The organism is Serratia sp. Sp408 (assembly GCF_057180665.1).
The window spans coordinates 1,069,447-1,082,023 of record NZ_JBXUFT010000001.1; the positions used below are offsets into that span (position 1 = coordinate 1,069,447).

Sequence of the window (12,577 nt, forward strand, 5' to 3'; positions counted from 1 at the left end):
TACGCAGCCATTGCTGCAGTGCAGCGTCAGGTAGTCGGAACTGTCTTATAATTCAGCGAGTGTAGTATAAAGCACTAATCCATATGGCAAAAAACATAAATTATGCTAAATATTATACTGTGTCCATTATAGGGAGTTAGCAACCATGAAAAAATTAGCCTCTGTACTGTGTGTTACGCTGATTTCTGCTTTTTTAGCAGGTTGCTCAAGCAATTATGCTATCCATACAAACGACGGCCGCACCATCATCAGTGAGGGTAAACCGTCGGAGGACAATGCGACCGGGCTGATTAAGTATAAAGATGCTAATGGTACGCAGCAGCAGATCAACCGAGATGAAGTCAGAGAGATGTCTGAAATCGAGCGCTGACGTCAGCGTCATCTGACCATGCGAGCCCGGCGATTGCCGGGCTTTTTTGGGTCCTCGTCGCGTGAGAAAACGCTACGGCCAGGAGGTTGGCGCGGCTGGGGAGTCGTTAAGGTGACCGGCAATGACCGGGTAATTAACGGCGCGCTGGTTTCCGCCAGGTGTGCATTGATGTTCGGCAACCGTATCGCCATTGGCCTAAACTGTCAGTATCTATCAGGAGGATAGAAAGCCGGTGGTCAGGAACGCCGCCTGTGGGCAAGCGCAATGCGGAGGGCAGTAATCATGGCATATCAACATATTGTCGTTGCAACCGATCTCAGTGAAGATGCAGAAATCCTGTTGGATAAGGGTGCAAAGCTAGCCGGTGCCTTAAACGCCAAACTTTCAATGATATATATCGACGTCCATCATACCGGCTATTACGCCGAACTGGGGGTTGGCGCCTACAACTACACCGACCACACCTTTTCTGAACGTGCAAAAAACATTCTTGAATCGTTCAAGAAATCCTCATCATATCCTGTTGATGAGGTGATCATCGGCCGTGGGGAATTAACGGAGGAACTGAACAACGCGGCGAAAGAAAAAGGGTTCGATCTGATTATCTTCGGCCACCATCATGATATCTGGAGCCGTTTGAAGTCGTCGACGCGCCAGGCGATTAATACGCTGCAGGTCGACCTGTTGGTGATACCGATCGAAGATTAATCAACGTCATTACCGCCAATTAGCACCGAATAATAACTCTTTGGAGTTATAAAATCGCACGTTTTGACTGGCGGTCACCCTATTGCAGGATTATCCTCGAAGCGGTTAAGGATTTGTATGATTTATGCAAATGCGCTTCACATGGAGGAGGTCCTATGCGTTTTGACAATAAAGTAGTGATTATTACTGGCGCAGGTAATGGTATGGGGGAAGCGGCGGCGCGTCGCTTTGCGGCCGAAGGTGCCACGGTGGTGCTGGCGGACTGGGCAAAAACGGCGGTTGACGCGGTAGCGGCGTCTTTGCCGGCAGGCAAGGCCCACGCGGTGCATATCGATGTGTCGGATGCCGCGGCGGTTGAGAAAATGATGGATGGGGTCGCAGCGAAGTTTGGTCGCATTGATGTGCTGCTGAACAACGCTGGCGTGCACGTGGCAGGCAGCGTACTGCAAACCAGCGTTGCGGACTGGCGACGTATTGCCGGCGTTGATATCGACGGCGTGATTTTCTGTTCCAAGTTTGCCTTGCCGTACCTGCTGAAAACCAGAGGCTGCATCGTTAATACCGCCTCAGTGTCCGGGTTGGGGGGCGACTGGGGGGCAGCCTATTACTGCGCGGCCAAAGGGGCGGTGGTGAACCTGACTCGTGCAATGGCGCTTGACCACGGCGGTGACGGTGTGCGCGTCAACGCTGTTTGCCCGAGTCTGGTAAAAACCAATATGACCAACGGTTGGCCGCAGGAGATCCGCGATAAATTCAACGAGCGCATTGCGCTCGGCCGGGCGGCAGAACCGGAAGAGGTGGCGGCGGTGATGGCGTTTCTTGCCAGCGATGACGCCAGCTTTATCAATGGCGCCAATATTCCGGTCGATGGCGGTGCCACCGCTTCGGATGGCCAACCTAAAATTGTCTAAGGTATAAAGCGTGGGCGCGCTCTGATAGACCGCGCCCACAGCATGCCGATCCCGCCTGGCGTTACACGCCGATGCGATCGCGCAAGGTGTAGTAGGCCGCACCGATGGCGGTGAAGGGGATTTGCAGATTACGTCCGCCAAAGAACGGCAGGTGCGGCAGCTTGGCGAAGGCGTCAAAGCGTTCCGCGTCGCCGCGCAGCAACTCCGCGATCAGTTTCCCTGCCAGATGGGTACAGGTAACACCGTGACCGCTGTATCCCTGCATATAATAAATGTTGTTTTCCAGCCGGCCGAACTGCGGCATGCGTGACAGCGTCAGCAGGAAGTTACCGGTCCAGCGGTAGTCGAGGCGTACCCCTTTCAATTGCGGGAAGGTCTTCAACAGCTTGGGACGCACCAGGTTGTCGATATCCTGCGGGTCGCGTGCACCGTACACCACGCCGCCGCCGTACAGCAAACGGTTATCGGCGGTCAGGCGGTAATAGTCCAGCAAATAGTTACAATCTTCCACACAGTAGTTATGCGGGATCAACGCCTGGGCGATCTCCGCTGCCAGCGGTTCGGTGGTTACCACCTGGGTGCCGCATGGCATGCTGCTTTTGGCCAGTTTCGGCTCCAGTTTGTCGCCCAGGTAGGCATTGCCTGCGACGATCACATGACGTGCTTTTACCTGGCCGTGGGCGGTGCTGACCAGCGCCGGCTCCCCGTGGCGAATCTGCGTAACGGCCGACTGCTCGAAGATCCGACCGCCTTGCTGGCGCACGGCTTCGGCCTCGCCAAGCGCCAGATTCAATGGATGAATGTGGCCGCCGCTGTGGTCGAGTAGCGCGCCGACATAACGATCGCTGGCCACTTCCTGGCGAATGCGCGCACCGTCCAGCAGTTCCAGTTGTGCGTTGCCGTAACGCTCCCAGTTCTGTTTCTGCTCGATCAGTGCATGGTATTGCTTGTTGTTGATGGCGGCGAAAATGCCGCCCGGTCGGTAGTCGCAATCGATGGCATAACGTTCGATGCGGCTGCGGATAATATCGGCGCCCTCGAACATCATGCTGCCGAGCATCCGGGCGCTTTCTGCGCCGTAGCGCTGTTCGATCACATCAATATCGCGGCTGTAGGAGTTGACCAATTGGCCGCCATTGCGACCGCTGGCGCCAAAGCCGATGCGCGCGGATTCCAGCAACACCACGTCATAGCCGGCTTCCACCAGGAACAGCGCCGAGGACAGGCCGGTGTAGCCGCCGCCGACGATGCAGACGTCGCACTCCAATGACTCGCTCAACTGTGGATAAGGCTGATGAGCGTTGGCGCTGGCGGCATAATAACTCTTCACGTGTTCAGTCATGTTGTCGGTCCTTAGTCGAGTGAAATCCAGGTGGTTTTCAGTTCGGTGAATTTTTCCAGCGCATGCAGCGACTTGTCACGTCCATTGCCGCTTTGCTTGTAGCCGCCGAACGGCACGGTCATGTCGCCATCATTGTAATTATTGACGAATACCGAACCGGCTTTCAGTTGGCGTGACAGACGATGGGCGCGCGACAGATCGCGAGTCCACAGTGCGGCTCCCAGACCGTAATCGCTGTCGTTGGCCAATTGAATCGCCTGTTGTTCACCGTTAAACGTCGTCACCGCCAGTACCGGGCCGAATATCTCCTCACGGGCAAGGTCCATACGGTTGTCTACCGCAGTCAGAATGGTCGGTCCCAGATAACCGTCATGATCGCCCAACGGGTGCGTGCGGCCGTCGAGAAACAGTGTGGCACCCTGCTGCAGGCCACGTTCAATAGCGTTGGCCACCTTCTGCCGGTGGTCGCTGTCGATCAACGTGCCCATCGCGCTGGTCGGATCGAGCGGATCGCCAGGTGTGAAGGCGGCCGCGTGCCTGCGTAGCGCCTGCAAGAACGGTTGCTGGATGCTTTCTTCTACCAACAGACGCGTTCCGGCGATGCAAACCTGTCCCTGGTTATAAAAGATACCGGCGGCGGCGTTTTGCGCGGCCTTATCAATATCCGGGCAATCGGCGAAAATGATATTGGCACTTTTGCCGCCGGCTTCCAGCCACACGCGCTTCATGTTCGATTCACCGGCGTAGATCAGTAACTGTTTGGCGACCTGGGTCGAGCCGGTGAAGGTCAGGGCGTCGACATCATGATGTAGCGCCAGCGCTTTGCCAGCATCGTGGCCGTAACCGGGCACGACGTTCAGAACGCCGTCCGGCAGCCCGGCCTGCGTCGCCAGTTGGGCGAGATAAATGGCGCTCAGCGGCGATTTTTCCGACGGCTTCAACACCACGCTATTGCCGGTTGCCAGCGCCGGACCGAGCTTCCAACAGGCCAGCTGCAACGGGAAATTCCACGGCACAATCGCGCCGACCACTCCGACCGGTTCGCGGGCGATCAGCGCCAGCGAATCGTTGCCGGTTGGGGCTATCTCGCCGTAAACCTTGTCGATGGCTTCGGCGTACCAGCGGATGCAGCGTATGGCCCCCGGAATATCGTCGCGCAGGCTATGGCGAATCGGCTTGCCGGTGTCTAGCGTTTCCAGCAATGCCAGCGTTTCTGCATGTTGTTCCATCAGCGTCGCCAGCGTTGCCAGCGTGGACTTGCGTTGCGCCGGCGAGGCCTGCGACCAGTCACCACGCTCGAATGCCTCACGCGCGGCGCGTACCGCCAGGTCGACATCGACGCCGGTTGCGCGAGCGACCTGTGTCAGCTCGCGTTGCCCGGCGGGATCGTCCACCGCAAAGGTACCGCCCTCGGCGGCGGGCAGATAACGGCCATTGATAAACAGTCGATTCTCAATCTTCAGGGCCTGCGCCCGCTGTTGCCAGTATTGCTGATGATGGAAATCCATACCTTGCTCCGTTAATCAGAATGTGGTCGGCGTGTGGGCGCTGACAATGCGACAAATGCGCGCCGAAGTGTTGCTGAAACTGTGGGGAATACCGGTGTTGATGGCGTAACTCTGGCCGGCGGCCAACGCGTAAGTCTGACCGTTGACCAACAGCATCACTTCGCCCTCCAGCAGGGTGCCGATCTCTTCCCCCTGATGCTTGATGCGTTCGCCGGTGGTGGTGCCCGGCTCATAGGTTTCGATCATCATGGCCAGCGTACGATTGGGGTCGCCGTTATGAATCAACTTCATCGATACCCCCTGACTGCCGATTTCGATCAAATCTGCTTGCTCAATCACAATTTGCGGCTCCGCAGGTTTGTCGGGCTCGGCGAAAAACGCTGACAACGACAGTCCGTACACCGTCAGCAGCTTTTGCAGCGTACTGATGGCCGGACTGACCTTGTCCTGCTCGATAGTGCTGATGGCGCTGTGGGTTAATCCAGACAGTTCGGCCACGCGGCGCTGCGACAAACCTAACTGCTGACGGATCTGCGACAGGCGTTTCCCCGGAGCCAAGCTGGCATTGCTCATTGGCGCTGTTCCTTTTCCTGGTGGTAGCGGCGGCATGCCGCGATGAAACCTTCAAACAGCAGGCGCGACAGCGCGTATTCATCGCTGTTCCACTCTGGATGCCACTGCACGCCGAGGGCAAATGGCCGATCGCGTACGCTGATGGCTTCCACCAATCCGTCGGCGGCATGCGCTTCAATACGTATGCCGGCGCCAAGGGTCTTGGCACCCTGGCCATGCAGCGAGTTGACCCAAAAGCGGTTGCAATCCGGGATCAGTTGCGAAAGCAGCCCGCCGTCTGCGACGATGACTTCGTGCGCCGGGGCATATTGCTGTTCCAGCGGCAGATCGTGATCTTCTCGGTGTTCCAACAGCTCGGGGCGTTCGTACAGGCGACGGCGCAGGGTACCTTCGGTGGCTACCACCATTTCCTGCATGCCCCGGCAAATGGCGAAAAGGGGAATGCGCCTGTCCAGCGCCAGGCGGATCAGCGCCAGGCTCAGTTCATCACGCCCAGGATCGGCGTCAGGCTCATCGCCGTTTTCACCATAAAGGTGCGGCTGCACATTGCTGGGGCTGCCAGGCAGCATCACGCCGTCCAGGTATGGCAGCAGATTTTCCAGCAAATCCGGTTCTGCCAGCGCGTGTGGCAGGGCGATCGGTAATCCGCCGGCGGCGAGTACCGCATTCAGGTACTTTTCTTGCAAGGTCTGTGTCGGATGTTGGTTTAGCCTATGGCGGCACATCACGACGCCGACGATCGGCCTGTTAAATATATTGCCCATGATATCCTCTTGGTATGTTCGAAATTATGAACGAAACACGTCTTTGCTGGCTTTTTTGTTCAATATTTAATAAATCTAGCAGTGGGTAGCCTAATATTCAAACCAAAAGTAACACTTGCAAAACAATTTTGTTGCATCTATGTTTCATTGGTGGACATTATATTGAGCATCCTGGTCGAAAACATCGACCGCAGACAGTAGTGAAAACCACTGAGCAAACATAACGGCGGGTGACCCATGCAGACCAACATCGTAGAAGTGGAAAACTTTGTTCAACACAATGAAGAAAGGCGAAGTAGCATGTTCCAGCGCGAGGTGAACAAATACCTGGAACGCTATCCGTTAACCCAGCACATTGACGTGTTGCTGACCGATCTGAACGGCAGTTTCCGTGGCAAGCGTATTCCGCTAGCTGGCTTGAACAAGCTGGAGAAGGGCTGTTACTTCCCGGCTTCGGTATTCGCGATGGACATCCTGGGCAATGTGGTCGAAGAGGCCGGGTTGGGGCAGGAACTGGGCGAGCCGGATCATATCTGCGTTCCGGTGCCGGGTAGTCTGACGCCGTCGGCGGCGGACCCGCAGTATATCGGTCAGGTGTTGCTCACCATGCTGGATGAAGATGGCACTCCCTTTGACGTTGAACCGCGCAATGTGCTGAACCGTGTATGGCAGCGCTTGCGGCAGCGCGGGTTGTCTCCCGTGGTAGCGGTAGAGTTGGAGTTCTATCTCATCGATCGCCAGCGCGACGCCGAAGGCTATCTACAACCGCCTTGTGCGCCGGGCACCCAGGAACGCAACACCCAGAGTCAGGTGTATTCGGTCGATAACCTTAATCATTTTGCCGATGTGCTGAGTGACATCGACGAGCTGGCGCGCCTGCAAGGCATTCCGGCGGACGGCGCGGTGGCCGAAGCGTCGCCTGGGCAGTTCGAAGTCAACCTGCATCATACCGGCGACGTGCTGCAAGCCTGCGACCATGCGTTGGCCTTGAAACGCCTGATCCGCATGGTGGCTGAAAACCACAACATGCACGCCACCTTTATGGCCAAACCCTATGAAGAGCACGCCGGCAGCGGCATGCATATCCACATCAGCATGCTGGACAATGAGGGAAATAACGTATTTTCCGACGCCGATGGTGAAGATTCTGCGCTATTGAAACAGGCGCTGGCGGGCATGATCGCGCTGATGCCGGCGTCGATGGCGCTGCTGGCACCGAACGTCAACGCCTATCGGCGTTTTCAGCCGGGCATGTATGTGCCGATCCAGGCGTCGTGGGGGCATAATAACCGCACCGTGGCGCTGCGCATTCCCTGCGGCGATCGCGACAGTCATCGGGTGGAATACCGGGTGGCTGGCGCTGACGCCAACCCCTATCTGGTGATGGCGGCCGTGCTGGCCGGCATCGTATATGGATTGGACACTCCGCTGTCCTTACCGGAGCCGGTAACCGGCAACGGACTGGAGCAGGAAGGGTTGCCGTTCCCGATCCGCCAGAGCGACGCGCTGTACGAGTTTGAGCATCAGCCGGTGTTGCATCGTTTGCTCGGCGAGCGCTTCACTCACGTTTACCTGGCCTGCAAAACCGATGAATTGGTGCAGTTTGAACGCCTGATCACCGAAACCGAAATTGAGTGGATGCTGAAAAACGCCTGATTCCGCCCATTCACTCCCTCGCGCGCGTCAGGCGTATTTTGTCGGCTATCCTGTGGCCCGGCGAGGCTGCGCGCTGCGGTTAACCATTTCTTCCAATTGAGCGTACAGGACGCTGGTGAGGAAATTCCCATGACAACAAATGTCATCGATGGTAATGACGCGGATAAGCCGCAATTGCGCAAGTCGCTCAAGCTGTGGCAAGTGGTGATGATGGGCCTGGCCTATCTGACTCCGATGACGGTTTTTGACACTTTCGGCATCGTTTCCGGCGTCACCGACGGCCATGTACCGGCGTCCTATCTGTTTGCGTTGGCTGGCGTGCTGTTTACCGCCATCAGCTACGGCAAACTGGTACGCCAGTTTCCGACCGCCGGCTCGGCGTATACCTATGCACAAAAGGCGATTAATCCGCACGTCGGCTTTCTGGTCGGCTGGTCTTCGCTGCTGGACTATCTGTTCCTGCCGATGATCAATACGCTGTTGGCGAAAATCTACCTCACCGCGCTGTTTCCCGAGGTTCCCCCGTGGGTCTGGGTGGTCGGTTTCGTGTTCATCATGACGGCGATCAATCTGAAGAGCGTCAACGTGGTCGCCAACTTCAATACCCTGTTCGTTCTGGCGCAGATCATGATCATCGTGGTGTTCATTTTTCTGGTGGTTCAGGGTCTACAGCGCGGTGAAGGGCTGGGAACGGTGTGGAGCCTGCAACCGTTCGTCAGTGAGAACGCCCACCTGTTGCCGATTATCACCGGCGCCACCATTTTGTGTTTTTCCTTTCTCGGTTTTGACGCGGTCACCACGCTGAGCGAGGAAACGCCCAATGCAGCCAAAGTGATCCCGCGCGCCATTTTCCTGACGGCGCTGTACGGCGGAGTGATTTTCATCAGCGTTTCGTTCTTTATCCAGCTGTTTTTCCCCACGATCGAACGTTTCAAACAGCCGGATGCGGCACTGCCGGAAATAGCGCTGTACGTGGGCGGCAAGCTGTTCCAGTCGATTTTCCTGTGCACTACCTTTATCAATACCCTGGCGTCCGGTCTGGCATCCCATGCCAGCGTGTCGCGCTTGCTGTACGTCATGGGGCGTGACAACGTGTTCCCGGAAAAACTGTTCGGTTACATTCATCCGAAATGGCGCACCCCGACGCTGAACGTGCTGATGGTCGGTGCCGTGGCGCTGTCTGCGTTGTCCTTTGATCTGGTGACCGCCACTGCGCTGATCAACTTTGGTGCCTTGGTGGCGTTTACCTTCGTTAACCTGTCGGTGATCAGTCATTTCTTTATTCGCGAAGGGCGCAACAAAACCTGGAAGGATCGCGTCCATTTCCTGATTTTGCCGCTGGTCGGTGCGCTGACGGTTGGCGTGCTGTGGCTGAATCTGGAAAAGAGCTCGCTGACCATGGGGTTGTGCTGGGCGGCTCTGGGCTTTGCCTATCTGGTATACCTCACCCGGCGTTTCCGCCAGCCACCACCGCAGTTCGAACGCCAAACCCAACAGTGACGCTGTCACATTACCAGGCGTGCAGCGGTCTCACAGCGTAATCGGGGCGTTGTCGGAAAATCTGGCTGCCTTGACGCTGTGTTGTCCGGCGCTCTGACTCTACGGGTGATTTGCCGAAACGGGGAGCCGATCTCCGTTTCACTTTTATTCTTCTCTGCGCCGTTGTACAGTCAAACGCTGGTTGAAATGAATTCATTGGAAGAGTCAAATGCCTGCGATCTCCACGACTTACCGCGCCACGCTGATGGGATTATTGGCGATTGTCCTGTGGAGCAGCGTCGTCGGCCTGATTCGCAGCGTCAGCGAAGCGCTGGGGCCGATTGGCGGCGCGGCGATGATCTACAGCGTGGGAGCGATTTTCCTGGTGGTGGTGATGGGGCTGCCCAGACTAAACCATTTTCCCAAACCCTACTTATTGCTCGGCAGCCTGCTGTTCGTCACTTATGAGATCTGTCTTTCCTTGTCACTGGGTTACGCCAACAACCGGCTGCAGGCGATCGAACTTGGCATGATCAACTACCTGTGGCCGAGCCTGACGGTATTAATGGCCATTGTGTTCAACGGCCAAAAAGCCACGCTGTGGGTGATCCCAGGGCTATTGCTGGCGTTGCTGGGCATTGGGTGGATCATGAGCGGCGAGGGGGGCTGGTCGCCGGCGCAAATGCTGGCAAACGTTCACAGTAACCCGCTCAGTTATTGCCTGGCGTTCAGCGGCGCGGTTATCTGGGCGGTTTATTGTAACGTCACCCGGCGTATTGCCCAGGGTCATAACGGCGTGGTGGTGTTCATTACCCTGACGGCGCTGGTACTGTGGCTGCAATATGCCTTCAGCAATGAATCGGCCTTGCATTTCACGCTGCCGGTCACCGCGACGCTGCTGTGCGCCGGCATGGCGATGGGGACCGGCTATGCGGCATGGAATGTCGGCATCTTGCGGGGCAACATGACGTTATTGGCCACGGCGTCGTATTTTACCCCGGTGTTGTCCTCGGTATTTGCTGCGCTATTGCTCAGCACCGCACTGACGGTGAGCTTTTGGCAAGGCGTGGTGATGGTGATTTTGGGCTCGCTGATATGCTGGCGAGCAACTCGCGGATAAGTGCAGATATTTGATACGGCTCCCTGCGTCAGGCCTGAAATCAGCTAAGCTCAAATTACGTCTTCTGTCAGAAGGAACGTGAACCATGAGAAGCGATGTGCAGTTTATTCAGCAGCCCATTATCGACGATCAGAACTTCGGCCGGGGCGATACGGTGCGGCTCACCACCGCCAACCTGCGCCACGAATATCAGCTTGACGTCAGTATCTTGCGTCGCGAAGACAAGCGCATTATTGGTACGGTGATCGCTGCCGCGCCGAAAACGGATATCCCACCCAAAGAGTGGGAAATTGCACGTGGCGAAGAAGTGGTGTTTCGCGCCGACAATATTGCCAAAGCGGTTCCAGGCGCCCGTTGAGTTAGTCAGTTTTACCCCCCTCGCTCCCCATCTCTGCCGGCTGCGCGCCGGCATCTTCCGTCAAAAAATGTAACCTGGACGATAGCCGGCTGTTGGTGGAATTGGGCACGAATCCTGCATAAAAAACGTCCGCTCATGACAAAAATCACAGCGATTGTGAATTTGCATGAAACATAATTTGACAAATGTGAACGCAATCGATTACCTATTCGCGAAATGGGTGACTGGATCACAGATTATTACACTCGGTGATTTCTATAATGCGCGCGGTGAATGTGCATTGATTCACCGTTGGTTACGCCAGGTGTCATTCAGACTCATTTGTCATTTTTTCTAACGGGCAGGAAATGGCCCTTTAAGCATGTGGTAATAAAATGAAAAAAATAGCTCTCGCAGCAGGTGTGCTTCTCGCAGCATCGTACAGTGCATCATCAATGGCTGATAGCAAAGACAGTCAATACGTTTCAGATTGGTGGCATCAGAGCGTGAACGTGGTAGGGAGCTACCATACTCGCTTCGGACCGCAGTTGAACAACGATGTCTATCTGGAATACGAAGCCTTCGCCAAACACGAATGGTTTGATTTCTATGGCTACGTCGACGTGCCGAAATTCTTTGGCGTGGGCAATACGCCGGATCGCGGTATCTGGGACAAAGGTTCACCGCTGTTTATGGAAATCGAGCCGCGCTTTTCCATCGACAAGCTGACCGGCGCCGATCTCAGCTTCGGGCCGTTTAAAGAATGGTATTTCGCCAACAACTACATCTATGACATGGGACGCAACGATTCATCTCGCCAGAGCACCTGGTATATGGGTCTGGGTACCGACATCGATACCGGTCTGCCAATGAGCCTGTCGATGAACATTTATGCCAAATACCAATGGCAGAACTACGGTGCCGCCAACCAGAACAGCTGGGATGGTTACCGCTTCAAGGTGAAATATTTTGTGCCGTTGACCCAGCTATGGGGCGGTAATCTGAATTACATCGGCTTTACCAACTTTGATTTTGGCTCCGATCTGGGCAAGGACGATTTCACCGTCAACGGCCGTCAGGCACGCACCAGCAATTCCATTGCATCCAGCCATATCCTGGCGCTGAACTACGATCACTGGCATTACTCGGTAGTTGCACGTTATTTCCATAACGGCGGTCAATGGCAAGATGGCGTAGATATCGGCACGCCGCAAGGGCCAATCAAGTCTACCGGCTGGGGTTACTATCTGGTGGTTGGTTACAATTTCTGATTGTGGCACTGAATATAAAAAACCCCGCATCGACGGGGTTTTTTATGGCATCACTGCATGACTTCGACAGGCAGGTGCTTAACCGGCATAACCAGTCGTCCCTTGATGACATAGCATTCGTTGTCGATCCAGCGGCGGATCTGATCGCTGCTTACGCCTTCCGCCTGCGCGTAGCGGTGAAGATCGCCGTTAAAATGCAGAGTGATGTATTCCATGAGGGTCATTTGCATTACTTTTGCTCCTGAACGCCCACCCGTTGCCAACCTGGCCACCGTGGGAGGTTAAGGTTTCTCAGCCGTCAAATTTAAGATATTAACCACGAAATCTCAACATAAAGCACCAGTTTGGTGCGGACGCGGCCAAAAGAGAAAAAGAGTCCCGCACCAAGCGGCGGGAAAGAGACGTGTCTTATCCTGTTTGGATCACATGAAAATTTGAGGCGTGACGAAAAAGAGCATGCTAACTCTTTTTTGTTACCTGACCAAAGTACGGCATCGCTTATTACGTCGCAAGAAAAATCTTAGGTAAACGCTCAGTA

The 12,577-nt window shown here is 55.6% G+C and carries 13 protein-coding genes; 8 read left to right on the forward strand and 5 right to left on the reverse strand.

Annotation, left to right across the window (positions count from 1 at the left end):
• The first annotated feature begins 145 nt into the window (after positions 1 to 145).
• The 3 genes from AC2AXP_RS05075 to budC all read left to right on the forward strand — a co-directional run bounded on the left by AC2AXP_RS05075 (position 146) and on the right by budC (position 1,989).
• Positions 146 to 370: a YgdI/YgdR family lipoprotein gene (locus AC2AXP_RS05075; RefSeq protein WP_004963874.1), complete on the forward strand. Its 225-nt coding sequence runs from the start codon at positions 146 to 148 to the stop codon at positions 368 to 370.
• Positions 371 to 652: 282 nt separating this feature from the next.
• The gene (locus tag AC2AXP_RS05080; RefSeq protein WP_039992174.1) at positions 653 to 1,078 is read left to right on the forward strand and encodes a universal stress protein; all 426 of its coding nucleotides are present in this window, start codon (positions 653 to 655) and stop codon (positions 1,076 to 1,078) included.
• Between the two features lie 155 nt (positions 1,079 to 1,233).
• Positions 1,234 to 1,989: a meso-2,3-butanediol dehydrogenase gene (gene budC / locus AC2AXP_RS05085; protein ID WP_198774046.1), complete on the forward strand. Its 756-nt coding sequence runs from the start codon at positions 1,234 to 1,236 to the stop codon at positions 1,987 to 1,989.
• Positions 1,990 to 2,050: 61 nt separating this feature from the next.
• Here budC and AC2AXP_RS05090 read toward each other — a convergent pair whose 3' ends face one another.
• The 4 genes from AC2AXP_RS05090 to puuD are packed head-to-tail and all read right to left on the reverse strand — an operon-like array spanning position 2,051 to position 6,176.
• Positions 2,051 to 3,331 carry an NAD(P)/FAD-dependent oxidoreductase gene (locus tag AC2AXP_RS05090; protein WP_004963865.1) on the reverse strand — a complete coding sequence of 427 codons (1,281 nt, stop codon included), beginning with the start codon at positions 3,329 to 3,331 and terminating at the stop codon, positions 2,051 to 2,053.
• A gap of 11 nt (positions 3,332 to 3,342) precedes the next feature.
• Entirely contained in the window at positions 3,343 to 4,839 is a 1,497-nt protein-coding gene (gene puuC / locus AC2AXP_RS05095; RefSeq protein WP_273867783.1) for an aldehyde dehydrogenase PuuC, read from the reverse strand.
• Positions 4,840 to 4,854: 15 nt separating this feature from the next.
• Positions 4,855 to 5,412 carry an HTH-type transcriptional regulator PuuR gene (gene puuR / locus AC2AXP_RS05100; RefSeq protein WP_004963856.1) on the reverse strand — a complete coding sequence of 186 codons (558 nt, stop codon included), beginning with the start codon at positions 5,410 to 5,412 and terminating at the stop codon, positions 4,855 to 4,857.
• A complete protein-coding gene (puuD, locus tag AC2AXP_RS05105; RefSeq protein WP_484381455.1) occupies positions 5,409 to 6,176 on the reverse strand; it encodes a gamma-glutamyl-gamma-aminobutyrate hydrolase in 768 nt (255 codons plus the stop codon). Before puuD ends, puuR begins: the two co-directional genes overlap by 4 nt.
• A 237-nt stretch (positions 6,177 to 6,413) precedes the next feature.
• Between puuD and AC2AXP_RS05110 the strand changes: the two genes are divergently transcribed.
• The 5 genes from AC2AXP_RS05110 (at position 6,414) to AC2AXP_RS05130 (ending at position 12,039) form a co-directional block, all read left to right on the forward strand.
• Complete coding sequence (locus tag AC2AXP_RS05110) at positions 6,414 to 7,832, forward strand: glutamine synthetase family protein (protein ID WP_198774042.1); 1,419 nt, start codon at positions 6,414 to 6,416, stop codon at positions 7,830 to 7,832.
• A 129-nt stretch (positions 7,833 to 7,961) separates the two neighbouring features.
• The gene (locus tag AC2AXP_RS05115; RefSeq protein ID WP_039992173.1) at positions 7,962 to 9,332 is read left to right on the forward strand and encodes an APC family permease; all 1,371 of its coding nucleotides are present in this window, start codon (positions 7,962 to 7,964) and stop codon (positions 9,330 to 9,332) included.
• A gap of 208 nt (positions 9,333 to 9,540) precedes the next feature.
• Positions 9,541 to 10,431, forward strand: coding sequence for an aromatic amino acid DMT transporter YddG (yddG, locus tag AC2AXP_RS05120; RefSeq protein WP_484381456.1), 891 nt, complete (start codon positions 9,541 to 9,543; stop codon positions 10,429 to 10,431).
• 85 nt (positions 10,432 to 10,516) lie between these two features.
• The gene (locus AC2AXP_RS05125) at positions 10,517 to 10,789 is read left to right on the forward strand and encodes a hypothetical protein (protein WP_004963838.1); all 273 of its coding nucleotides are present in this window, start codon (positions 10,517 to 10,519) and stop codon (positions 10,787 to 10,789) included.
• Positions 10,790 to 11,163: 374 nt separating this feature from the next.
• Entirely contained in the window at positions 11,164 to 12,039 is an 876-nt protein-coding gene (locus AC2AXP_RS05130; protein ID WP_004963834.1) for a nucleoside-specific channel-forming protein Tsx, read from the forward strand.
• Positions 12,040 to 12,089: 50 nt separating this feature from the next.
• Here the strand turns inward: AC2AXP_RS05130 and AC2AXP_RS05135 are convergent, their stop codons facing one another.
• A complete protein-coding gene (locus AC2AXP_RS05135; protein ID WP_004963831.1) occupies positions 12,090 to 12,269 on the reverse strand; it encodes a hypothetical protein in 180 nt (59 codons plus the stop codon).
• Positions 12,270 to 12,577 lie beyond the last annotated feature (308 nt).